Origin of the sequence: Aquibacillus rhizosphaerae, assembly GCF_030282825.1 — a bacterium.
Classification (GTDB): Bacteria; Bacillota; Bacilli; order Bacillales; family Amphibacillaceae; genus Aquibacillus_C; species Aquibacillus_C rhizosphaerae.
Map to the genome: position 1 here is coordinate 327,833 of NZ_JASTZU010000063.1, position 23,706 is coordinate 351,538.

The 23,706-nt window shown below is 34.0% G+C and carries 20 protein-coding genes and 2 riboswitches; of the genes, 14 read left to right on the forward strand and 6 right to left on the reverse strand.

The window, feature by feature from the left end; all coding sequences use genetic code 11:
- Nucleotides 1-136: 136 nt before the first annotated feature.
- The 8 genes from QQS35_RS21720 (at nucleotide 137) to QQS35_RS21755 (ending at nucleotide 7,240) form a co-directional block, all read left to right on the forward strand.
- Complete coding sequence (locus tag QQS35_RS21720) at nucleotides 137-586, forward strand: hypothetical protein (protein ID WP_285934352.1); 450 nt, start codon at nucleotides 137-139, stop codon at nucleotides 584-586.
- A gap of 104 nt (nucleotides 587-690) precedes the next feature.
- A complete protein-coding gene (locus QQS35_RS21725; RefSeq protein WP_285934353.1) occupies nucleotides 691-1,860 on the forward strand; it encodes a serine hydrolase domain-containing protein in 1,170 nt (389 codons plus the stop codon).
- Nucleotides 1,861-1,998: 138 nt separating this feature from the next.
- Nucleotides 1,999-2,520 (forward strand): CBO0543 family protein, encoded by a 522-nt coding sequence (locus QQS35_RS21730; protein WP_285934354.1) that lies wholly within the window; start codon nucleotides 1,999-2,001, stop codon nucleotides 2,518-2,520.
- A 724-nt stretch (nucleotides 2,521-3,244) separates the two neighbouring features.
- A complete protein-coding gene (locus tag QQS35_RS21735) occupies nucleotides 3,245-4,135 on the forward strand; it encodes a PhzF family phenazine biosynthesis protein (protein ID WP_285934355.1) in 891 nt (296 codons plus the stop codon).
- 43 nt (nucleotides 4,136-4,178) lie between these two features.
- Entirely contained in the window at nucleotides 4,179-4,736 is a 558-nt protein-coding gene (locus QQS35_RS21740; RefSeq protein WP_285934569.1) for a cysteine hydrolase family protein, read from the forward strand.
- Nucleotides 4,737-4,789: 53 nt separating this feature from the next.
- Entirely contained in the window at nucleotides 4,790-5,551 is a 762-nt protein-coding gene (locus tag QQS35_RS21745) for a nucleotidyltransferase domain-containing protein (protein WP_285934356.1), read from the forward strand.
- Between the two features lie 408 nt (nucleotides 5,552-5,959).
- Nucleotides 5,960-7,033, forward strand: coding sequence for a C45 family autoproteolytic acyltransferase/hydolase (locus QQS35_RS21750; RefSeq protein ID WP_285934357.1), 1,074 nt, complete (start codon nucleotides 5,960-5,962; stop codon nucleotides 7,031-7,033).
- Between the two features lie 15 nt (nucleotides 7,034-7,048).
- Nucleotides 7,049-7,240, forward strand: coding sequence for a YwbE family protein (locus tag QQS35_RS21755; protein ID WP_285934358.1), 192 nt, complete (start codon nucleotides 7,049-7,051; stop codon nucleotides 7,238-7,240).
- A gap of 141 nt (nucleotides 7,241-7,381) precedes the next feature.
- Here QQS35_RS21755 and QQS35_RS21760 read toward each other — a convergent pair whose 3' ends face one another.
- On the reverse strand, nucleotides 7,382-7,582 hold the full coding sequence (locus QQS35_RS21760) for a cold-shock protein (RefSeq protein WP_285934359.1): 201 nt from the start codon (nucleotides 7,580-7,582) through the stop codon (nucleotides 7,382-7,384).
- 755 nt (nucleotides 7,583-8,337) lie between these two features.
- Between QQS35_RS21760 and QQS35_RS21765 the strand changes: the two genes are divergently transcribed.
- The 3 genes from QQS35_RS21765 to QQS35_RS21775 all read left to right on the forward strand — a co-directional run bounded on the left by QQS35_RS21765 (nucleotide 8,338) and on the right by QQS35_RS21775 (nucleotide 12,113).
- Nucleotides 8,338-8,850, forward strand: a complete 513-nt coding sequence (locus QQS35_RS21765; protein WP_285934360.1) for a hypothetical protein — start codon at nucleotides 8,338-8,340, stop codon at nucleotides 8,848-8,850.
- 117 nt (nucleotides 8,851-8,967) lie between these two features.
- Nucleotides 8,968-10,035, forward strand: a complete 1,068-nt coding sequence (gene rlmN / locus QQS35_RS21770) for a 23S rRNA (adenine(2503)-C(2))-methyltransferase RlmN (protein WP_285934361.1) — start codon at nucleotides 8,968-8,970, stop codon at nucleotides 10,033-10,035.
- Between the two features lie 410 nt (nucleotides 10,036-10,445).
- Nucleotides 10,446-12,113, forward strand: coding sequence for a glycoside hydrolase family 13 protein (locus tag QQS35_RS21775; protein ID WP_285934362.1), 1,668 nt, complete (start codon nucleotides 10,446-10,448; stop codon nucleotides 12,111-12,113).
- A gap of 240 nt (nucleotides 12,114-12,353) precedes the next feature.
- Here the strand turns inward: QQS35_RS21775 and QQS35_RS21780 are convergent, their stop codons facing one another.
- The 4 genes from QQS35_RS21780 to QQS35_RS21795 all read right to left on the reverse strand — a co-directional run bounded on the left by QQS35_RS21780 (nucleotide 12,354) and on the right by QQS35_RS21795 (nucleotide 18,416).
- The gene (locus QQS35_RS21780) at nucleotides 12,354-13,751 is read right to left on the reverse strand and encodes an NAD-dependent malic enzyme (protein ID WP_285934363.1); all 1,398 of its coding nucleotides are present in this window, start codon (nucleotides 13,749-13,751) and stop codon (nucleotides 12,354-12,356) included.
- Between the two features lie 597 nt (nucleotides 13,752-14,348).
- Nucleotides 14,349-15,167 carry an FkbM family methyltransferase gene (locus QQS35_RS21785; RefSeq protein WP_285934364.1) on the reverse strand — a complete coding sequence of 273 codons (819 nt, stop codon included), beginning with the start codon at nucleotides 15,165-15,167 and terminating at the stop codon, nucleotides 14,349-14,351.
- 391 nt (nucleotides 15,168-15,558) lie between these two features.
- Nucleotides 15,559-15,999, reverse strand: coding sequence for a hypothetical protein (locus tag QQS35_RS21790; protein WP_285934365.1), 441 nt, complete (start codon nucleotides 15,997-15,999; stop codon nucleotides 15,559-15,561).
- 191 nt (nucleotides 16,000-16,190) lie between these two features.
- Nucleotides 16,191-18,416 carry a UvrD-helicase domain-containing protein gene (locus QQS35_RS21795; protein WP_285934366.1) on the reverse strand — a complete coding sequence of 742 codons (2,226 nt, stop codon included), beginning with the start codon at nucleotides 18,414-18,416 and terminating at the stop codon, nucleotides 16,191-16,193.
- Nucleotides 18,417-18,919: 503 nt separating this feature from the next.
- Nucleotides 18,920-19,025: riboswitch (SAM riboswitch) on the forward strand.
- 68 nt (nucleotides 19,026-19,093) lie between these two features.
- Here QQS35_RS21795 and QQS35_RS21800 point away from each other — a divergent pair.
- Both QQS35_RS21800 and QQS35_RS21805 read left to right on the forward strand, forming a co-directional pair.
- On the forward strand, nucleotides 19,094-19,762 hold the full coding sequence (locus QQS35_RS21800; RefSeq protein ID WP_285934367.1) for a sulfite oxidase-like oxidoreductase: 669 nt from the start codon (nucleotides 19,094-19,096) through the stop codon (nucleotides 19,760-19,762).
- A 35-nt stretch (nucleotides 19,763-19,797) separates the two neighbouring features.
- Nucleotides 19,798-19,914, forward strand: a riboswitch (SAM riboswitch).
- Nucleotides 19,915-20,314: 400 nt separating this feature from the next.
- Nucleotides 20,315-21,817, forward strand: coding sequence for a sodium:solute symporter family protein (locus QQS35_RS21805; protein ID WP_285934368.1), 1,503 nt, complete (start codon nucleotides 20,315-20,317; stop codon nucleotides 21,815-21,817).
- 58 nt (nucleotides 21,818-21,875) lie between these two features.
- Here the strand turns inward: QQS35_RS21805 and QQS35_RS21810 are convergent, their stop codons facing one another.
- Nucleotides 21,876-22,289 carry a hypothetical protein gene (locus tag QQS35_RS21810; RefSeq protein WP_285934369.1) on the reverse strand — a complete coding sequence of 138 codons (414 nt, stop codon included), beginning with the start codon at nucleotides 22,287-22,289 and terminating at the stop codon, nucleotides 21,876-21,878.
- 137 nt (nucleotides 22,290-22,426) lie between these two features.
- Between QQS35_RS21810 and QQS35_RS21815 the strand changes: the two genes are divergently transcribed.
- On the forward strand, nucleotides 22,427-23,701 hold the full coding sequence (locus QQS35_RS21815; protein WP_285934370.1) for an MBL fold metallo-hydrolase: 1,275 nt from the start codon (nucleotides 22,427-22,429) through the stop codon (nucleotides 23,699-23,701).
- Nucleotides 23,702-23,706 lie beyond the last annotated feature (5 nt).

The following is a 23,706-nucleotide window of genomic DNA, read 5'->3' on the forward strand; positions in this document are numbered from 1 at the left end:
TTTTTTTGAGAAATGAACCATGCCAATATCTTTATGTAACTAGCAAAATCGCTCTGATTATATATATTATCAATATCAGTTTACAGCTAAAGTTAATGGACACTTTTATTAATAAAAATGCGGAAGGTTTAAGAATGTGAAAGCAAAAGAAGTGTTGCTTTGGAGTATTGCCCTTCCGGGGTTTGGTCAAATTTTAAACCAAAAATATATAAAAGGAATTGTGTTCATTGGTTTGGAATTCTTGGTCAATGTACAAGCGAATTTTAATGAAGTGATACGTTTTAGCTTTTTAGGTGAAACGCACTTAGCTTTAGCTCAAACTGATTTTGGCTGGCTTATGTTCTATCCATGCTTATATTTTTTTGCGATGTGGGATGCTTTTTACGATGCGGGCGGAGGAAAAGGGGCTTATGATTTCCTGCCATTTGTTTTTTCAGCTTACTTTGTAACGGTTGGCTTGATGTATGCTTCTAAAGTGAAGCTGTTTGGCGTTTTATTGGGACCCGTTTGGTTACCGATGTTATCGGTAATTCCAGGAGTAGTCATTGGATTTATTCTTAAGAAAATAATTTATAAATTAAAATGAGGATGATAATATTCATTCTCTTTTTGTTTTGTAATCTAATTGTTTTTCACTATAAATTATGTGATATTATATAAAAAAAGCGTTTACAAAAAGGGGGAAAATACATGAATAAATTAGATAGATTGAATCCATTATTAGAAAAGTTTATAGCGAATGGTCCATCTGGATGTGCTCTTTCGGTTATACAACGTGATGAAAGGTTGTATGAGGGCTATTTTGGAGTAGCTGATTTGGAAACGAAAAAATCAATTGAAGTAAATACGATTTATCGAATATATTCAATGACTAAAATTGTAACTTGTGTTGCAGCACTAATGTTATATGAGCGTGGACACTTCCTGCTAACTGACAATTTAGAAGAGTACTTACCTGAGTTTAAATCGATTCAAGTTTTTCGTTCCCTGAAAAATGGAACAATTGAAACTTCTCCAGCTAGTAAATCGATTCAAATTAAAGATCTATTTACAATGACTTCAGGTATTACGTATGGTGGAAATAATACAGAAGTGGAACGTCAAGTAAGTAAAGTTATGGCGGTAGTTCATAAGGAACAAAAACAAGGAGAACAAACTGCAGTTAGGACCTTGTCGAAAGCGTTAGCAACTGTTCCATTAGAGTTTGACCCAGGTACGCACTGGAAATATGGGTTAAGTCATGATGTATTAGGGGCACTCATCGAAGTGATCACAGGCAAAACATTTGGCGAATTTTTGAAAGAAGAGATTTTCATACCACTTAGTATGGAAGATACTTTCTTTAAGATTCCTGAAGATAAAAAGGAGCGTTTGTGCAGTATATATGATCGTGCAGAGGATGGTACAATGACGAAAAATACAAAAATAGACTCTTCCTCTGAGCCAATGGCTGTATTTGAAAGTGGTGGAGCAGGTTTATTATCTACACTTCATGATTATAGTCGTTTTGCACACATGCTTGCTATGGGTGGAACATTAGACGGAGTTAGAATATTGAGTAAGAAGACGATAGAATTAATGGCTTCTAATCATTTATCAGATGCATTGTTACCAGATGTTTTTTGGAATTATGAAAATGGTTATGGTTATGGACTCGGTGTTCGAGTAATGATTAACCGCCAAGTTGGGGGTAGTAATAGTTCGGTTGGGGAGTTCGGTTGGTCAGGATTAGCAGGTACATATGTTTTTATAGATCCAAAAGAAGAATTGTCTGTTGTTTATATGCAACAAATGTTACCTAACTTTGAGGCATATCATCAACCGAGGATAAGAAATGTTGTTTATGGTGCATTGAATTAGAGGAGATATTAAGTGATTAAAAGATTGATAAAAGAGTTAGGGGAACATTTCTCCTGACTCTTTTTATTTAATTTGTATATAAATTTATATTTATTTCACCTAAAGGCATACTAATTAAAAAACTGTAGGAATGATAAAATGTATTTTATATATTCATTCGCTTTTCTGCTTGCGGGCTTAAAGTGGGGCGACTGGCGAAATTGGCGAGCCTATTATCCAACAATTTTATTTATAATATTGATTGATATCTTATATAATTTTCTTTTTTATGATTATCCAATGTGGTCATTTGAAGAAACGGTTTTTGGGAAAAGTATTTTGTCCAAACATACGTATATATCTATAATGAATTATTTGATCGTGTATCCCGCACTAATTCTTTTGTTTCTTGGTAACTACCCTAAATTCAAAGTGAAGCAGGTACAATGGATTACTATTTGGGTGATTTTATTTATAAGTAAGGAAATGATTAATTTGAAGATTGGATTAATCAATCATCATCATACTTGGAGTATTAGTTGGTCAGTAATCTTTGACATTGTTATGTTTATTGTATTACGACTACATTTTAAAAAGCCGCTTATAGCGTGGGGGATTTCTATCTTATGGATTATCCTGCTTTGGGAATTGCATGCTGTACCACTTGATGTATTAAAATAAAGTATCGGCAGACATTATGTTTTGAATTATTGTCTATTACCTACGGCGATTATTGTCGTAGGATATGGTAAAGGTATCTCATTAATTTCTTGAAATTGTATTTGTAGAAATACAGCGTTGAAAGTTATTTTTTGTTTCAATATCGATTTTATATTTCCGGGGAAATATTTGTCGAAATATTAGAAATTAGTTTTTAAATGGAACTAAACTGCTTTCTTTCTTGAATATCAGAGGAGTATAACTAGGTAATGCTGTTGTAATGTCCCAACGTGATTGTAGCTTCTATATGCATAAGATATGTGTAAACCTTATTACCTTTCATCTAGAGAAATTACCAATGGAATGTCAAAAAATCTTAAGTCGCCGAAAGATTTCGATAATTGATTAAGGAAACTTGCTATTTAATAACTAGCTTTGATACTGGAAGACACGAACGGTGATAGTAGGATTATTCTATTGAAAGTGTGCTAGATTGATTGTCTTTAAAAGATAGAAGTTTAAGGAATCGATATAATAAGAGAATATACAACGTATTACGGATCTAATTTTGATAGGACTGGAATTATTTTGAATGTAGCATATAATCTAAGTAAATAAGAGAATTACCGGAGCAATAACAAAAAACTATTTGTAAATATGATATAGATCTATTATTAAGATGTTATATTTCTGCTACTATTAAACTAGGAATTAAAAAATCGTTTCACGGTGGAGGAGATGAAAAGTGAAAACAGTTAAGGTATATCATTATGATGCATTTTGCGAGGTTCCAGGTAAAGGCAATCCGGCAGGAGTTGTATTAAATGGGGAGAACTTAACGGAGAATGAGATGCAAGAAATAGCTTTTAAGGTTGGCTTTAATGAGACAGCTTTTGTAATTAACTCTACTGTAGCTGATTTAAGAATTCGGTTCTTCACTCCAGGTCATGAAATGAACTTATGTGGTCATGCGACCATGGCAACAATTTCTGCGTTATGGTCGCATGGTCTTCTGGTTAATCAACCAGATAAAGTAACAATCGAAACCAAAGCGGGAATTTTACGAATTAGCATAAAATCATTAACAAATCATGATATTCGGATAACAATGAGTCAGGGGGTATCGGAGTTTGAAAAGTTTAATGGCTCCATAAATGAACTAGCAAAATCATTAGGATTGGAAAAGCACCATATAGAAGAAGAGTTGCCAGTTTTATATGGAAGTACTGGAGTTTGGACATTGTTAGTTCCTATTAAGGAATTGAAAAGCTTCAAAAAAATGAATCCAAAAAACAATCTATTTCCTTCTATCTTAAATGAGATACCGAAAGCATCTGTTCATCCTTTTTGTCTAGAAACTTATGATACTAATGCATCGATGCATGCGCGTCATTTTTCTTCTCCTTTTTCAGGTACTAAAGAAGATCCAGTCACTGGCACAGCTTCTGGGGTAATGGGTGCATACTATGTTAAATACATAAGCAATGGTCAATCAACTAACCTCATTGTAGAACAAGGTCATGAAATTGGAAAAGATGGCCGGGTTGTCGTTAATGTTTCGCAAACTGATGGGAAGTATGATGTTGAGATTACTGGGAACGCAGTGTATGTTAGTGATTTTTTAATTGTGATTTAAATAGAGTTGTAAAAATACTTTTAAAGGGGAAGTTCTATTGAATATGGAAAATGCAGCGTTGATAATTGTTGATGTTCAACAGGCGTTCGAGGATGAAAAGTGGGGAGAACGTAATAATTTAAATGCAGAGGAAAATATTAAAAAATTGTTGAATACTTGGAGAATGGAATGCTTACCTGTTATTCATATCCAACATAGTTCTGAGAATCTAAGTTCATTATTTCACCCAAGCAAAAAAAGTTTTGAAATAAAGGAGATTGTAAAACCGTATGAAAACGAACTGATTATTACAAAGAAAGTAAACAGTGGCTTTATTGGCACAAATTTGGAAGTGTATCTTAAAAACAATAATATTTCAACAGTTGTTATAGTTGGTTTGACGACACCGCATTGTGTATCAACCACGACAAGAATGAGTGGGAATCTTGGGTTTGATACGTACTTAGTTTCAGATGCAACAGCAGCTTTTGCTATGAAAGACCACCATGGAAATCAATATGATCCTAAAACGATACACAATATAACGATAGCTACCCTACATGACGAATTTGCAACAATCTTAACGACGGAACAATTGATGAAAATAATTGAAAAAGCCTGAGTTTTGATAGCTGAATTTAGCCTATAGAATGTTTGTGAAAAGGATGAGCTAATATGAAGCAAGAGGATGCTTTAGACAAAATTGTATCAAGTTTGAAAAAGGATAAATTGGTTAAATCTTTATTTTTAAAAGGTTCGATGGGAAGAGATGAGCATGATGAGAATTCAGATATTGATCTTTATTGTCTCATCGATGACAAAGATAAAAGTCAATTTCTTGAGCATCGCCTGGGCCATTTACAGGCTTATCGTCAGTTGCTATTTTATGATGATATATTCATAATTGCACCACAAATCATTGCCGTCTATGATAACTTGTTGCATATTGATTTATTTACAGTAACAGAGGAGACTTTTTTGGAAAAAGATTATTTCAAGGTTCTATATGATCCAGATAAGCGTCTGGATAAGTATCGTGAAACACAGAATTTAACATTGTCTAAAGAAGAATTTCAAGATGATGTGAATGATGTAGCATGGTTTCTTTTTCGATATCACAAAGCGGTTTCAAGAGGTAATGATATTTGGGCGGTTGTGATGCTTAATCATGCTATGACTCATCTCGCCAGGGTGTTGCTCCATCGCTATAAACCTAATCGAGCACAACTAGGGTTAAAAATAATAGAAGACTCTCTCACTAAACGATTGTCAGTGGAAGTGAGAAAAGTATTTGAATGTTTAACACCTACTAATCATACTCAATCTGTTCAAATTATTAGAGAAATTGTTTCAAGTGAAATGGACTGGATTGTTACCAATTTAGCTGTAGTTGAAAATACAAAGCCATTTTTAGAAAAAGTCATTACATTTAAATGAGTGAATAGTTGAATCTTTAACTAAAAGTGCCTATCCTATTTTTTGATAGGTACTTTTAGTTATTAGGCAAAATACAATTTGTTAATCGCTTATAGTAGAAAACTTATTCTTTTATGCCTTGAAGCCACTCTTTATAACAATCAGCACAAAGTGTTTCCTCGCGTTCGTTTTGATTATGGAAAAAACTTATGTGGTGATAGGAATTATCTGTTATGGTATCATCACAATAAAAACAGTCGTTAGCCAAGTTAACGCCACTCCTTTTTAGGTAATGCTCTTATTATTCTCTGGTTAATGGATAACTTCCAATGAAATTTGTTCCAAACTGCTTGATTAGTTGATTATTCGTAGATCTTTCCGTTAATCTTAAATTTCAGGAAACTAAATTGTAGTAAAAGAGGTCAGGTAATGAAGCAAATATATAGCAATATCGTACAATTTCGGGGTAATCATTATGATTTTGGCTACAAGCAAGGTATAGAAATAAAAGACTCACTTATTCTAATAAATCGGGAGAAGCAATGGAAGGTAAGGCGTCCTCGATTTACAATTAAAGAGCAAGAGGCTAAACAAGCAATAACAAGATTTGCTCCGGGTATCTGGGACGAATTAATAGGAATCAGAGATGCTTTAAAGTGGCCGATGGAGCAAGTTTTACAGGAGTTTGGTGGATACCGGCTAGATTATGTGAAGTCTGGATGCTCTATAGTTACTGGTAAGGATTACTTCGTTCGTAATTATGATTATCATCCAAAAACATATGAAGGGAGATGCGTTTTTTACCAACCTACAGATCAAGGTTATGCAAGTATGGGACCGAGTCAGCGTATAACTGGGCGTCCTGATGGGATGAATGAAAAAGGATTGGTACTTGGGTACAATTTCATGCATCGAAAAAAGCCTGGGGATGGTTTCATTTGTGCGATGATAGGTAGACTAGTACTAGAAAGTTGTGCAAACGTTTATGAAGCGGTTGACATGCTAAAAGAAATTCCGCACCGTCATTCATTCAGTTACACTGTCTATGACCAAACTTCTGAAACAATTATTGTGGAAGCATCGCCTCGGGGAGTTGAGGTTCGTCGGGCTAGTGTTTGTACCAACCACTTTGAAATAATGAAGCATGAAAATCGAAATTATCTGGTTGATTCCAAAAGGAGAATGGAGATTATTGAAAAAAAACAAGATAGTTTGACTGATGGATATCAAGCATACCGGTTAATGAATGATATTGATAAGGGTATTTTTTCTACGGATTATAGAAATTGGGCAGGGACCATACATACATCAGCATATTTTCCAAAACAAAAAGTAGCTTGGATTGGTTTAGGTAGTAATGAACAGCCTGCAGAGTTTAATTTCTCCAATTGGCTTAGGGGAGAAGATATACCTTATAATAAAATTACTGGTGAGGTAGATACAGAAATTCCATTTGTCCACATGGATATCGATGCTACATGGCAACATAAGAAAAAAACATAGAAGAGGACTGATACAATGAATGGAACAGAACGTAAAAATATAGCAGCTGGAATTAGTGTGGATATCGTATTAAAACAAGATCAACGGAGTGGGAAGCTAACGCGTGGGATTGTTAAAGAAATTTTAACAAAATCACCGAACCATCCTCATGGAATTAAAGTACGGTTAGAAGATGGACAGGTTGGCAGAGTAAAAAATATAATTTAGATAAAATGATTAAGAGGTCCAAACTAATTTATCCTAGAGGTTTGGATGTGGCTATTATTCCTATGTAGCAAAGTTTATAATTTTATTATAAACAAAAAAGCGAACTCATAAAGAGTTCGCTTTTTAACAGCTTAGCTGAAATTAGTTCTTTTCAACGTTTGCTGCTTGTGGTCCACGGTTACCTTCTTCGATTTCGAAAGAAACTGTTTGACCTTCTTCAAGTGTTTTAAAGCCTTCGCCTTGGATAGCAGAGAAGTGAACGAATACGTCGTCTTGTCCTTCAACTTCGATAAATCCAAAACCTTTGTCTGCGTTAAACCATTTAACTGTACCTGTTACCATATTACTTTTCCTCCTAGTGTGGATCTTCCACACAATGTATTACTATTCTTGCTCTTGCTTCCAAAACGAAAACTTTCACGTTGCATTGTTACTTGAAGTGTTTTGTCGAACAAAATAGCTAAATTTATTATAGCATTAATATTTAAATATAGCAAATAGTGTTTAGTAATTTTTTGATGGTTGTTTCTTTATAAATTTTTATCGAAGGAATTAAGTGCTTTTTTCATAAGAAATAATTATCTAGGGTACCATATAATTAAAATTAAAAAGATTTGGTGACTGGTTATATGAAATTTCTAATTTTTTTAAATGTATCTATAATAGTAACAATTACTTTTTTTGTCTCAAAAAAAAGTTAAGTTCACTTGAAAATATTTTTTTGTTTATGGTGTTGCAGTTTTTATTCACGAGTTATTTTTCGATTTTTTATGTAAATTTACACGTATGGAAAATTGGGGAAAGCAATCAATCATTAATAATGTTTTTACTTTTTGAGGAAATTATCTTACCATTTCTTTTTTTAATTATTATTCAGTACATGACTTCTTTAAAAGGGCTTATAAGACCTCTTTTATTAGCTCTGTACACATCATAGCATATGGTTTTGAGTATATATTAGTGAGTTGGAAAGTAATTGAATATATTAACTGGCTTCCAATGCAATCTATCGTCGGATTAACACTTTCAGGAATTTTGGCTTTCTTTGCTTATATAATTTTTAGAAATGTATTAATAAAAGAAGGAGTAATCTAAAAATGATATTGCCTGAGAATTTTGATCTAAACGAAAGTTTTATATTGATTGGGCTAATCGTATTATACAGTGTGGTAATTATTTTACCAAAACGTTTTCCCCTGAGTATAACTATCTTATTGATAACATTTCCTGCAGTAATCGCTCGACTATCAGATCATATATTGTCTGGTTTGTTATTTGATATGTATGATGTAATGGATTCAGGAAAGTTTGAATTATTCGACCTATTAACGTATATATTTTATGGTCCTTTTGCTTATTTGTTTATTTATGTTTATGACAAATTTAACATTTCTGGATATGGAACGTTACTGTATGTTATTGTCTTTACAATATTTGGAACGTTGTTCGAGGGTTTAAACTTGTTGTTAGAGGTTTTTAGCTATAAAAGTTGGCATTTATCCTATTCATTTACTTACTATTTAACACTACAACCAATCACAATTTGGTTTTATATATTTATAAAACAGACTTATAAAAAAGTGAAAACTGATAATCAATTGCCCATTTAATGAAGTCTAGATTATGTAATATTGATATTTTGGTCATAAATGGGTTGATACATTGGCACAATGTAGGTAGTATAGATAGGTAGAATTAATAGGGAACGATTGAAAAGAGGTTTTAAAATGGAAAAAACGTCTATATATGGATTGACTTTTGATCAATTAACAGCATGGATTGTTGATCATGGTCAAAAGAAATTCAGAGCACAACAAGTATGGGATTGGCTATATAAAAAGCGTGTAACAGATTTTGATGACATGAAGAATCTGAATAAAGAATGCACTGAATTATTGAAAGATAATTTTATTATACAAACACTGAAGCAAGCGATAAAACAAGAGTCAAAAGACGGTACAATTAAGTTTCTATTCGAATTAGAGGATGGCAATCTAATTGAAACGGTATTAATGCGATTTAATTATGGCTTATCTGTTTGTGTGACAACACAGGTGGGATGTAACATAGGCTGTACGTTTTGCGCCAGTGGTTTATTAACTAAAAACCGTGATTTATCATCTGGTGAAATTGTAGAACAAATAATGAAAGTTCAACATCATCTTGATCAAGCGGAAAAAGATGAGCGAGTTAGTCATATTGTGGTTATGGGTATTGGAGAGCCTTTTGATAATTACAAAAATATGATGGATTTCTTCCGAGTAGTAAATGATCAAAATGGACTTGCAATTGGTGCTCGTCATATTACCGTTTCAACTAGTGGCCTCGCCAATAAAATTTACGATTTTGCAGATGAAGAGATTCAAATTAATTTGGCGGTATCTTTGCATGCACCAAATAACGAACTTCGAACAAGAATTATGAAGATTAACAAAGCATTTCCATTAGAAAAACTAATGCCAGCAATAGATTATTATTTAGATAAAACAAATCGTAGAATTACTTTTGAGTATATACTGTTACGGGATGTTAATGATCACAAAGAAGAAGCGATTCAACTAGCAAAACTTTTGAAGGACAAACGTCATCTGTCTTATGTGAATTTAATTCCTTATAATCCTGTTGATGAACATAATCAATATCAACGTAGCACAAAAGAATCGATTGTTAAATTCTATGAAACATTATTGAATAATGGTATAAATTGTGGTGTGCGTGTCGAACAAGGTTCTGACATAGATGCAGCATGCGGACAATTAAGAAGTAAGCAAATAAAGAAAGAGAAAGCAAAATAATGTTAATGTAAAAGGAGATGTTGATACTATTTAGTATCAACATCTCCTTTTTTATATGGAAAGAGTAGCATTAAATTAATTTAAGAATAAAGTAATAAACGAAGCATAATTTTATAGATAAGTTTGCATCACTTTTATTTAATGTAATAATGCAAACGATTGCGGTATTTAATCAATCTAAAAGAGATTAATATATATGTACCTTTATTTGATAATAAATAAATTTAAATATACATCTTATTTTATATAGAATATATATTGACAGAATTCAATATGATGTTAAGATAATAAATAGTGCAATCGATTGCACTAGAGGAGTGACTGGGGAATAAAAAAAAGAATGTCACAATAATTAATAACTTTGCAAAAATGCTTTATAAAACAGTTTTGGTTTGTTAGGGAGGAAAATCATGAACAGCATATGGTGGAAAGAAGCAGTAGCTTATCAAATTTATCCTCGAAGTTTTATGGATTCAAATGGAGATGGAATAGGGGATATTCAAGGTATTATAACTAAATTGGATTATTTAAAAAACTTAGGTATCGATGTACTGTGGGTTTGTCCAATTTATAGCTCTCCTAATGATGATAATGGATATGATATTAGTGATTATAGAGGTATTATGAAAGACTTCGGAACGATGGAAGACTTTGACCAATTGTTAAAGGAAGTACATCGTCGTGGTATGAAACTAATTATGGATTTAGTTATAAACCATACATCAGATGAACATCCATGGTTTATTGAATCTAGGTCTTCTATTGATAATCCATATAGAGATTACTATATTTGGCATCCTGGTGAAAAAGGCAAGGAACCAAATAACTGGGAGTCCATTTTTGGTGGATCTGCTTGGGAGTATGATAATAAAACAGAAGAATACTATATGCACGTATTTTCAAAGAAGCAGCCAGACTTGAACTGGGAAAATGCTCATGTGCGAAATGATTTATACGAAATGGTTAATTGGTGGTTAGATAAAGGTATTGATGGTTTTCGCATCGATGCAATTTCACATATAAAAAAAGTTCCAGGATTTCCAGATGTACCTAATCCTGAGTGTAAAAAGTATGCTCCTTCTTTTGAAGGGCATATGAATCGTGAAGGTATTCAAGTTTTTCTTGAGGAACTAAAACGAGAAACGTTTGATAAGTATGACATCATGACGGTTGGGGAAGCAAACGGTGTGACAGTTGAACAAGCAGATGAATGGGTAGGACAAGAAAATGGAAAGTTTAATATGATTTTTCAGTTTGAACATCTTGGTCTTTGGGGGAAAAGCGTAGATGGTGGTCTTGATATTCATACGCTTAAAGAAACTTTAACAAAGTGGCAAAAGGGACTTGAAAATTTAGGATGGAATGCACTATTCCTTGAAAATCATGATCAGCCAAGGTCTGTTTCTACTTGGGGAGATAGTAAGGAGTATTGGGAAAAGTCTGCTAAATGTCTAGCGACAATGTACTTTTTAATGCAAGGAACCCCCTTTATTTATCAAGGTCAAGAAATTGGTATGACTAACGTCAAGTTTGATTCAATTGACGATTATAATGATGTAGCGATAAAAAACCTTTATAGAAATGAAATAGAAGAAGGTAAAACACATGAAGAAGTGATGCAGGTTATCTGGAAGAATGGACGTGATAATTCCAGAACTCCAATGCAATGGAATGGTAATGAAAATGCAGGTTTCACTTCAGGAACACCGTGGTTAAAGTTGAATCCTAATTACACAGAAATCAATGTAGAAACTGCATTAAATGATGAACATTCTATTTATCACTATTATAAAAAGCTTGCACAAATGAGAAAAAATGAAAATGCCCTTGTTTATGGAAATTATGATTTGGTAATGGAAGACCATAATCAAATTTATGCTTATACAAGGACATTAGAAGGTGAAATTATACTAATTATAACAAATCTGTTTTCAGAAGAAGCTGCGTTCACCTTACCAGAGCATTTAACGGATAGGAATAATGAATTACTAATAAGTAATTACGAAGTTAATCCCCAGGAAAAATTAGGAGAGGTTAGCTTAAGACCGTATGAGGCAAGAGTGTATAAATTAATTTAGTGAAAAAAAGGGAAAGACGGCATAATAAAACCGATTTTCCCTTTCTCTATTAGTTCAGAAAATCCCCAACCAAAGAATGTGAATCCAACGAACCCAATTAAGGTAGCAATTAGAGCAATCCTGAATAAGAATTTTCTATTTCTAGATTGTGAACTATTTCTAAAGAAAATGCTGAAAACAGCAATTAAGGCCACGATAAATCCAATCCAAAATTCAATATCAATTGATTAATTTAGACTGCTAGACTTTTTGTGCTACACCGGTGTCATATGCAGCCTGTATTACAGCATCCCTTATTTTCGGTACAACCTGAGTATTAAACACACCCGGAATAATATATTCTTCATTTAGTTCATCATCAGAAATCGTCGAGGCGATTGCTTTCGCTGCGGCTAGTTTCATTTCTTCATTAATTGATGTTGCTCTGCAATCAAGGACTCCGCTGAAAATTCCAGGAAAACATAAGACATTATTGACTTGGTTTGGATAGTCTGATCTTCCTGTTGCCATTATTCTTACATATGGGCTTGCATCCTCAGGAGAAATTTCAGGATTAGGATTTGCTAATGCAAAGACAATTGGTTCTTTAGCCATTTTTTTAACATCTTCTACTTTCAGTATCCCAGCCGAAGAAACGCCAATAAAGATGTCCGCATCTTCGATAACAGTAGACAAATCACCTTGTTGTTCAAATGGATTAGTGTTTTCCGCATACCAGTTCCACATTTTATTTTCATATGTTTCTTTTTTTGAAATTGCGCCATTTCGGTCTACACCAACTACATTTCGCGCCCCAGCATTTAATAGCATTTTTGTAATCGCTGTCCCAGCAGCACCAATTCCACATACGACTACTTTACACTCTTCTAATTTCTTTTTGGTTAGCTTTAAAGCATTAAATATTCCTGCAAGAACAACAATTGCAGTTCCATGTTGATCATCGTGAAAGACTGGAATATTCATTTCTTTTTTTAATCTTTCTTCTATTTCAAAACATTGGGGAGAAGCAATGTCCTCTAAGTTAATCCCACCAAAAGTAGGGCTTAGTGCTTTAACAATTCTAATTATTTCTTCGGTATCATGTGAATCTAAACATAAAGGATAGGCATTTATATTCGCAAATTGTTTGAATAACATTGCCTTTCCTTCCATTACAGGCATTGCTGCTTCGGGCTTAATTTTTCCTAACCCTAAAACAGCTGTTCCATCTGAGATGACTGCCACTGAATTCTTTTTGATTGTTAAGTTATATGCAAGCATAGGGTCTTCATCAATTGCTTTAGAAACCCTTGCCACTTCAGGAGTATATACTTGAGAGAGTTGTTCTCTGTTGTCAATAGAAATTTTAGATTTTATTTCAATCTTACCACCTAGATGTACTAAAAATGTACGGTCTGATACATGCTTTACACTTACCCCGGGGAGTGCATCGATTTCGTTAACGATTTGTTTTTGATTATTTTCGTCATTGACACGAATTGTTAGGTCCCTGACGGTTATCGTAGGTCCTTCTTTAATTACATCAATAGCAACCATATCACCACCTGCTTCACTTACTACAGTTGCGATCTTTCCAAAAGTAACTTGTTGTCTATCAATTTCAATCCGTAAAATTACATGCATATTAGAACGCGCCATTCAATCTACATCCTTTCTCTAAAACGGTAGTTAAAATGATTGTATACTAATTTCAACATAAATAGGTTGACTTTTACAATGAAAACTTGAAAAACTTTCATTATTATATTTACCCCTAGTGAAATATAGGGGTAAATCATTGATATTAGGAGGATGAATATGATGTTAGCAAATCAAAAGTCTTATTATATTCACATGTATAAATGGAGTATAAACTCTTTTAATAAGAAAAAAATAATAATCAACAACAATTCAATCATTTGCTTAGAACACTATGCTTAGGATTAGCAATTTTAAGTTTTTATATGAATTTAATTAGTATAGCGAGCATTGTGAATAAATTGAATCTAACTGGAGTTTTATCTAGATTAGTTTATGTTCATTTCTTAATCTTTATTTGATGTGGAATGGAATTGATACAAATCACATGTACTCGGAAATAGAAAAAATCAACTAGATGACACTCTAGTTAGTTTTTGTCAATTGTAAGCTTAAGGTTGCTAAGAATTGAATTGTCTTTTATTAATAAAAAGTCTGTATGGATATAGTTGGTATCAAACAAATTTATCAGGTCTTGATAATTAAAATTAGTTGCGTTTAAAACTGTATCATTTTCTTTATAAACATAAACGGTAAAATTTCTTGCAAAAAATTCAAAAAAACTTCGACATCATATCCAGATTTCGTAATATATTCACTATTAAATTCAATAAAACCTAATAGAGAAGGACTATTGGTAATTAAGTTTGTCATTCCTTTTAGAACAAAAGCTTCGTAGCCTTCAACATCTACTTTGAAAAGTACAGAACGGTAGGATCTATTTTTATCTTTATCTAAGAACCCATCAATAGTTATAGAACTGACAGGAACTTTTTCAACTAAAGAATGTTTAGGGATATAAGAAGCAGTTGATGTTCCGGACCAATGCTTATCAATGTAAAAAAAGTTCTCATCTAGTTCCTTATCTGATGCTATCGCATTTATGATTGATATTTGTGCCTTGTTAGGATGGGCGTCTTTAGATCGGTTAATATACTTTAAAAGGTTCCGGTTTGCTTCAATACCAATTATATTAGATTCTAACGGATATGTAGCAGAAAATATACACTCACCGTAATTAACTCCGACATCTATTACTAAATCTGGCCTATATTCTTTTACCGCATGTGTCCAAAAATGATGTAGCCTTTTTTGTGTCGTTCCGTTGCTAATAAGCAGAGCTCTTCCACGATTCTCTTTTGCATTTACATAAAGGATACGAGCACTAGGTAACGTAATTTTTTGTGGAATCTTATGTATTTTTAATGTTTTATATTTAATTAAAATTCCAAAATCAATCAAAAACTTCCAAAACTTAGGATGACTTTCCCATATTCTCATGATAAAAGGCTTCCTTAAAGATGTTAATATTTTCAATGAAATCCCCCCCAGATTATATCAATCTTTCAACTGTACCTTTCTTTTAATTATATGAAATCCCTCTCAAAAACTGCTTTCTTAATAGAAAATTTACAAAAACATGGTTTTGTCGAATGTGGAGAATAACGGTATTGAGCTAGGATGCAATCAAGTGAGATAGTATTTGATCTTGGGGGATATCAAGCTTCCAGTGCCTACCCCGACTGAGTCCTAGAGTCAATCATCTATGTGGTAATGAGCACCACATAGATGTTCGTCTTAGGATTGCTACATAGACGGACATCGCAAAAATAAGATTTTTCCTTGTTTATAAGGCCCCCCGCGCTTTTTTTAACGTACTAAAAAACAGTGCGAGGAGGATAGCCACACACTGTTTTTAAAGTTTGCTTTATTCAGATACTTTATCTTTGAAAGTAAGTAGTTTTGCACTTGTTTCTTTAATTAACTGTGTTAACTTTGTTAAGTCAGGCTTTTCTTTCTGTGCTTCCCCAATTAATGGGTAAAGACTTTCTTCAATGTTTTTATAATCTTCAGGATATTTCTTTTCAACCTTTTTCTCAATTAAGTCCCAATTTTCATCTAATACTTTGCCAAATGTATTGATTTTTTTAGTGTTTTCAGGAGATCGTTCTACTACGTTGTGTAACTCATTAATGGTAGCCAAAACAATTGTTGTTCCCTTTTCTAAACTAGTTTTATTCTCCTTATCGCCCTCTGCTTCCATCACCTTTTCTGGATGATATTGATTCGTGGAAGTCTCATTGCTAAAACCAAATAACAATGTGCTAAACGTAATTAATGTGATAAATAATAAAGTTGTTTTTCTCATTAATACTGTCTCCTTTATGTAAGTTAGTCATATTTTCTTCCATAGTTGTTTTATTATTCATGGATAGAAAAAATACTAACCTAGTCAATCAGATGTTTTCGAAATAACTTATAAAAGTAATTATTAATTTAAAAAAATGAGCATAGAAATGATTTTCTATGCTCATTTATTGCTAGTATTTATGTGGTAAATTAAAGGTTACGAACAGCGTGTTTCATGACACCTTTACACATGGGACACTCTCTTGTGTTTTGTACTGTTTCCTCTTGCGTTGTGATACGCATCCAACATTTACAAGTAGTGCTTGTACAATCCCAAACTAATTCTTGACTCTTACTAGTGTTGTTGTTTGTTTGCTCTGCTTTTGGCATAAACGGATCTGTAAGAAACCTTGAGACTTCGACTTGTTCACCACGGTAGTAACTAGGGGAACTTATATACAGTTCTTGTTCAGCTCGTGTAATGGCAACATAGGCTAGCCTCCGTTCTTCCTCTATAGCTGCATCGATTTTATGTTTACCTTTTTGATCAGAAATTAAATCTTTTCGGTCACTTGCCTCTATTGCGGAACTATGGGGCAGAATACCTTCTGAAGCACCAATTAAAAAAATCACTGGATATTCAAGTCCTTTTGTGCGATGAATCGTCATTAACGAAACAGCATTTGGGTCTTGGGTTCTTCTTATTGTTTCCATTTCTTTATTTTTATCAATCACATTATCAACAAATTCAATGAATTCAGCTACAGTCGTATATTTACTAGAGGCCGCTTCAATCTCAGATAACGTTTCGATTATGATCTCCCTATGCAACGTGACATTTTTTCTTTCATTTGCGTCTAAGTAATTATCATAAAATCTTCGAATCATTTTTATAGCTTGCGTAGGTTTAATTTCTTTAAGTGTTTTAATTATACTAATCCGTTCTTCCACTTGCTTTTTTTGGAACGGCTGTAACCCACGAAGCGAAGTGAGGTGCTTAAGCGGGTTACGTCTAGGATTAATCAACTGCTCTGCCTCAATATGATACATCGCTTTCTCACGATTTAGAAAAAGAGTAGGTAAAATACTAGGTAAAGCCTTCAAGTTGTCAGGTTGTATGGAGAGTCTTAAGTAATCAATCACAGGCTTTACAAGCGGTTGCTCATAAAAAGTTTCTCCTTTTGTAAAGGAAATGAATGGGATGCCTTGAACAACTAGTTGATCGAAAATCGCACGCGAACTACTGTTTGTGCGGTGTAGAATTGCAAAATCACTATAGTCACGCCTTCCCGATTGAACGTCATCGGTGATTTTTTTGAGAATAGCTACCGCTTCATCGTCCGTTGTAGTTGGTCTTGAATAAAGTGGTGACTCCACACTCGTTTTGGTAGCTTTTAAGGTCTTTTTATGGCGCTGTGTATTAAGTTGAATTACTTCGTTGGCAAGTCCAAGAATACTTGCAGTAGATCGATAGTTTATATCTAGTGTTAGACAATTTGCTGTTGGATACAGAGATTCATAGTTAAGGATAATTGAACTATCTGCTCCATTGAAACTGTATATGGTTTGGTCATCATCACCAACAACGAATAAGTTGTTATGTGGTTTAGCAATTAATTTGATTAATTCGAATTGAACTGGGTTTGTATCTTGCCATTCGTCACATAAAATATATTGAAATCTTTTTTGCATCGATTGTAACAGTTGCTGATCGTTAATGAGCAAGTGATAGCATTCTGTGAGCATATCATCAAAATCTATATAATTATTTTGTTTTTTCCAGTCCTCATAATGGTTAAGGATGTCTTTGATTTCTTTTTCTATCGCTGTCTTTGATGGCATATCACTTACTGTTTTCAATTTATTTTTAAAAGATGACAGGATGGCTAGTAATGTTTCAGGCTCATAGGCTTCGTGTAGTTGTTTTTCTTTTAATATTAATTTGATTGCTAATTGTTTTCGTTTTTCATTACTTAGTACTTGTTGATTAAAACCTTTACTTCGTAAAAGTCTGAAAAAGATAGAATGAAATGTACCAATCGTAATCGAATTTACCATTTGCGCATTCAGTCCGGATAGTTGACTGATTCGTTGTTTCATCTCCTCAGATGCTTTTTTTGTAAAGGTAACTAGCATGATTTGTTTTGGGCTTACTTTTTTTATTGTAATTAAATATCCCGCTCTAGATGTAAGTACCCGTGTTTTCCCACTTCCAGCTCCTGCTAAAACAAGAGCTGGCCCATCAAAGTGACGGACAGCATCAATTTGTGGCTTATTTAATTTAATTCCCTGTTCTTCTAAAGAACGAAAGAAACTAGCATCATTGTCCTGGTCATTTATTAAATCAACACTTGTAGTTGTATCTGCAAGTGTTGCATCAGATATACTCTTTTGTGTACCACTTGGGGTAGTTGTGAATTCCTTTGTAATTATCAATTGGGTCACCTGCAGTTTGAGTTAATAAACCTTAATTTTAATAGATAAAGAGTAAAGTGACAATGACTAAATGCGGATAATTATATAGTGAACAATAATTTGGTGGGATGGGACTGTATTTAATACTTCCTAATTTAGCGTTTTAACCGAAGCGGTTGATAGAAAGTCCGACGTATCATTATAATGGCTTCCTTGTAAGCAAGCTGTAAATCAGGAAATGAATTCAAAGTCTTGTGGAAAGTAAAAGGTCTTCGGTAGGACAAGTATTCCCAGTCCAAACAGCTGAAAATAAGCAGGAAAAAAGAAAGCTTTGGCCTTATTACATCGTACATAGAAAAATGATTTTCTTTTTCAAGGTGCGGAAATCACCGTATCAGTTGTGGATTCTATAGATTACTAGTCAGACGATTTTTAGAATTCAGCCCTTTTAAAAAACTATTGACAATTTCGTGAAAGTTTAGGTAAGATGTGTAAAGAATATTTAGAAAATTACATAGTATTATCTCTTATCAAGAGTAGGCAGAGGGATTTGGCCCTATGACGCCCGGCAACCGGCAAAAAAGCACGGTGCTACTTCCAACAGACAAAGAGTTGTCTGGAAGATAAGAGGTCGAAGCATATTACTTCAGCCTCTTTCAATTGAAAGAGGCTTTTATATTTAGTAGGGAGGAATAGAAATGGCAATAAGTAAAGCGGAACGGTTAAAGAAATCAAAAACGCCTGCTCGTGATGCAAGGTTTGGAGATAGACTCCCCCAGGGTCAAGTATTAACAGAAAGATTTCCAATACTTACCGTAGGTGATACGCCAATCTATGACGACCTTAGTAAATGGGACCTGAAGATATTTGGTGAAATCAATGAGGAGAAAGTTTTTACATTTGAGGACATATTGGCGCTACCTCAGAAAAAAGTAGTATGCGATGTTCATTGCGTAACGCGTTGGTCAAAATTTGATAACGAATTTGAGGGCGTATTGTTTAAAGATTTACTTAACCATTTTGAGATTAAGCCCGAAGCAAAATACGTTGTCGTTCATGGTGACTATGACTATCAAACAAACCTACCACTAGAGGACTTGCTAAAAGATGATATTATTCTTGCGCATTCATACAATGGTAAAGCCTTAACAGAGAAACATGGTTATCCATTACGTCTTGTAGTTCCACATCTTTATTTTTGGAAAAGTGCCAAGTGGATTCGTGGGATAGAATTTTTAAAGGAAAACCGAAATGGATATTGGGAACAAAATGGGTTTCATTATTATGGAGATCCATATAAAGAACAACGATTCTCTGGTGAGGAATTTGAGCTAAAAAACTTTAAAGATCGTGATTTTGATTATTAAACAAGATTAGAATCATCAAAAAGCGAATAAATCAAACCTTATCAAGAGACGGGGGAGGAAACTGGTCTGAAGATCCCGCGGCAACCATTTATTTGCTAGATAGATAAAAAGGTGCCAAGTCCAGCAGACGAAAATGGTCTGAAAGATGAGGAGGAAACTACTGACCAAATCCTCTTCATCATGTGAATGAGGATTTTAATTATATTATAGGAATTATAGGAAATTACAGATTTAGTGTCCTGTGGATAACTGACTATTGCATGTGCCACGTCCAGCTACAGCGCCTACCCCCTGGAGGTCTTAAGTCAAACATCTTTGTGGTAAAGAGCACCACATAGATGTTTGACTTAATTGCCCTAGGGTGAGCAAGGCGCCCTGAGCTTTTGTTCTTTATACAAGCAAGATGAAAGATAAATAGAGGGAATTTTTAAAATGGGGAATAGAGGAGAATTTCATGTTTGTAACATATTTTTTAGCAATTATAGGATTTTGGGTAATCGGTTTAGGACTATGGCACAAAATTTATCCTTCAAATAAAGGAGGGAATAAATAATGGAAGTTTTATCGGGGTATGTTTTATGGGTAATTGGTATATTATTATTAGCATATTTTGTTTTTGTTTTTTGGATAGGGAAAAAAGGGAGTAAGCATAGTAAGTCGATGGTAGGGTTTGCTACGGCACGCGGAAGTGTTAGTCCTTGGATTGTTGGAGCAAGTTTTGCGGCTACCTATGCAAGTGCCAATTTATTTATTGGGGTTCCAGGATTAGCTTATCAATATGGTACTTCCGTGCTTTGGTACACACTTGGATGCTTTGGTGCATCTTGGATAGGGCTTTTATTATTTGCTAAGACATTTTGGCGATACGGTAAGAAGTTCGGTGGTGTTTCTACACTGCCAGAATGGTTAGGCAAAAGATATAACAGCAGAGTATTACAAGTGTTAGTTACTTTCTTAATTCTATTTAATGTTTATTATATTGTTGGACAAAATGTAGGATTAGCAACCATTTTTGAGACTGTGATAGGTATTCCTTATTTTTGGGGAATTATTATCGGTGTATCCATTACAATTCTTTACATCGGGTTGGGTGGAGCATTTGCTCAACTTGTCAGTGATGGAGTACAAGGGATTTTAATGGCCATTACTTCTGTACTTGTGCTTATCTCTTTATTTTGGACGATTGGTGGAGGATTAAATGTATTCGGTACGTTATCAACAAAACTAGAAGCACTTGACCCAGCACTAATCTCGCCAATCAACACTGCAGGTCCTTATAACAGTGTACTTGCGATTATGGCTGTGCAATTTTTACTATTTAGTTTTGTACTGATGCCGCATTTATTAAATAAAGTATTGTCACTAGAAACGGAAGAACAACTACGTCCTTTTACCATTTCGGCCGGATTAGTGCTATTTTTAATTTCCACTCTAATGGTCATCGGTGGTTTAGCGGCACGTGTGTTAGCACCTGCACTAAGTAGTGCAGACCAAGCGATACCGTTATATATTATGGAGGCATTTCCACCAGTCATTGCCGCTATAATGATTGTCGGAATTATTTCAGCAATCTTATCCAGTACAGATAGTTTGTATTTAGGTGTTACGTCAAGTATTGGTAATGATTTATATAAAGTGGTTGCACCAATATTGTCTAAAAATAAGCTTTCAGAAGACGAGCTTGATCGTAGAGCTGTTAAAGTAGCTAAGGGTTCACTAGTTGTAGTTGGGTTACTAACACTTTACATATCGCTTGATCGACCCGATTCACTCTCACTGTTAATTCAGTTTAGTTATTCAACAATTATTAGTGGTGTGCTTGCTCCAATCGTACTTGGTTACTTTTGGAAAAAGGCCAACCGTTACGGAGCAATAGCAGCACTTCTAACAGGTGCAATTCTATATGTAGTGTTAACTACACAAAATTTGATAGCAAACATTTATTTGGCGATGTTATTTAGTTCCATCGCAGGATTCATTGTAATGATTATCATTGGTTTATTGACATCTGAGGAAAGTGCAAGACAAAATGTTCTTCTTAAAGATACACTATAAGAATTTCTTCCCCAAGCAGTTTAGTGCTTGGGGATTTTACTTAGATTGAATGTAGGCATTAGGAAGAAATGTTTTTTTGAAATCTTTCTAAGCTTTGCTGTGCAGGTCCTATTAGCTTTTTGAGCTTATGAGTGTAAGGAGTCGCCTCGGTGGCAAGTGTAATAATTGGAAAAAGGCTTCGATGAAGTTTTGTAAATTCATCAGGGTATTGATCCTCAATGGTAGTATCAATGACATCCCATTCGTTAGCAATTTCAGAACCAATTCGGTTTATTTTCTGAAAGTTATTTTTATTGTTTACGAGTGTTTTACTCAATTCTTCCACAGAGTTTTGAATCGTCTCAATTTTGTTGACTATATTCTCTCCGTTGTTGTTTTTAAACGCATCATGATCCTCTTGTGTGGTGGTGAATCCTACCAAAATACCGCTAAAAACTATTAAGGGTAGGAGTAGCATGAACAGATTTTTCATATTAACATCTCCTTTCACTCTAGTTATTTTTTCAGGTCGTTTCCTTTTTTATGCATTTGAGAAAGAGATGATAAGTGAAAATTGAATTTTCGACCTATTCTTGTATGTTAAAATTGCATAATGGAGGTGGAGAGGTTATGAAAAAGCAATTATTCCTTTTATTTATGTTACTTTCTATTACTGCTAGTGGTTGTGGTACAGAGCAAACAGAAACGACCACTAACGGGAATAAAGAGGTAGAAATAGAAGCAGATGATAAACAAATAGATACAGAAACAATAACGCGAGAAGAAGTGGTTGAAAACTCTACTTCTAAAAGTAATGTAGGAACCGATGAAGAAACTGGTTCAAAAGCAATGGCCAATCAAGGAAGCCTACCGGATTTAAAAGTACATTATATTGATGTGGGTCAAGCGGATGCAACTTTACTGGAATTTGATTCTTACACGATTTTAATTGATGCCGGTGATTGGAACAGTAACAATGTTGTAAATTATTTAAAAACGAAAAATATATCAGAAGTTGATATTGCGATTGGTACCCATCCCGATGCTGATCATATTGGACAATTAGATAAAGTTATTAACCAATTTGATGTAGGCGAAGTATGGTTGTCAGGAAATAGTAGTACATCTGAAACGTTTGAAAAAGTGATGGAGGCTGTTGACTCATCAGGTGCTGATTATGATGAACCAAGAGCAGGGGATTTATACGAAGTTGGTTCTCTCCAAATAGATATCCTGCACCCAACACACATAACTGGAAATCCAAACGAAGAATCGATATCTCTTAAATTAACATACGGTGCCATTGGATTTGTTTTTACGGGAGATGCTGAAACGAATCAAGAACAAGAAATGATGAATCTTGAAGTGAATCTAGACGCAGAGTTTTTACAACTTGGTCATCACGGTTCAAATACATCAACAAGTAAAGCTTTTCTAGATGCTGTATCCCCAAAGGTTGCAGTTTATAGTGCAGGAGCAGGGAACCATTATGGTCATCCTGCTAGTGAAGTAGTTGAATTAGTTCAAGACTATGGCGCAACATTATATGGAACAGATGTACATGGCACAATTGTTGTAACCACTGATGGTGTTGAGTATGCTATTGCAACAAAACAAGATGGGACAATTACACCATCAGCTGAAAGTTCATCTGGTAAACTAGAAGAGAGTAATAAAGATGATAAGGATGAGCCTGAAGAGAATACGTCAAGTCAATGTGTAAATATTAATGAAGCTTCAGTAGAAGAAGTACAAGCTATTATTCATATCGGTCCGGCAAGAGCTGAGAATTTAGTTGACTTAAGGCCATATAATTCTGTGGCTGATTTGAGCAGTATAAAAGGCATCGGTCCTTCTCGTATTGATGATATTAAAGCAGAAGGCATTGCTTGTATAGGAGGATAATATAA

Coding starts and splice junctions, on each gene's coding strand:
- QQS35_RS21725 (WP_285934353.1), top strand. CDS start 691: ATGAATAAATTAGATAGATTGAATCCATTATTAGAAAAGTTTATAGCG.
- QQS35_RS21730 (WP_285934354.1), top strand. CDS start 1,999: ATGTATTTTATATATTCATTCGCTTTTCTGCTTGCGGGCTTAAAGTGG.
- QQS35_RS21740 (WP_285934569.1), top strand. CDS start 4,179: ATGGAAAATGCAGCGTTGATAATTGTTGATGTTCAACAGGCGTTCGAG.
- QQS35_RS21745 (WP_285934356.1), top strand. CDS start 4,790: ATGAAGCAAGAGGATGCTTTAGACAAAATTGTATCAAGTTTGAAAAAG.
- QQS35_RS21750 (WP_285934357.1), top strand. CDS start 5,960: ATGAAGCAAATATATAGCAATATCGTACAATTTCGGGGTAATCATTAT.
- QQS35_RS21755 (WP_285934358.1), top strand. CDS start 7,049: ATGAATGGAACAGAACGTAAAAATATAGCAGCTGGAATTAGTGTGGAT.
- QQS35_RS21760 (WP_285934359.1), bottom strand. CDS start 7,582: ATGGTAACAGGTACAGTTAAATGGTTTAACGCAGACAAAGGTTTTGGA.
- QQS35_RS21765 (WP_285934360.1), top strand. CDS start 8,338: ATGATATTGCCTGAGAATTTTGATCTAAACGAAAGTTTTATATTGATT.
- rlmN (WP_285934361.1), top strand. CDS start 8,968: ATGGAAAAAACGTCTATATATGGATTGACTTTTGATCAATTAACAGCA.
- QQS35_RS21775 (WP_285934362.1), top strand. CDS start 10,446: ATGAACAGCATATGGTGGAAAGAAGCAGTAGCTTATCAAATTTATCCT.
- QQS35_RS21780 (WP_285934363.1), bottom strand. CDS start 13,751: ATGGCGCGTTCTAATATGCATGTAATTTTACGGATTGAAATTGATAGA.
- QQS35_RS21790 (WP_285934365.1), bottom strand. CDS start 15,999: ATGAGAAAAACAACTTTATTATTTATCACATTAATTACGTTTAGCACA.
- QQS35_RS21800 (WP_285934367.1), top strand. CDS start 19,094: ATGGCAATAAGTAAAGCGGAACGGTTAAAGAAATCAAAAACGCCTGCT.
- QQS35_RS21805 (WP_285934368.1), top strand. CDS start 20,315: ATGGAAGTTTTATCGGGGTATGTTTTATGGGTAATTGGTATATTATTA.
- QQS35_RS21810 (WP_285934369.1), bottom strand. CDS start 22,289: ATGAAAAATCTGTTCATGCTACTCCTACCCTTAATAGTTTTTAGCGGT.
- QQS35_RS21815 (WP_285934370.1), top strand. CDS start 22,427: ATGAAAAAGCAATTATTCCTTTTATTTATGTTACTTTCTATTACTGCT.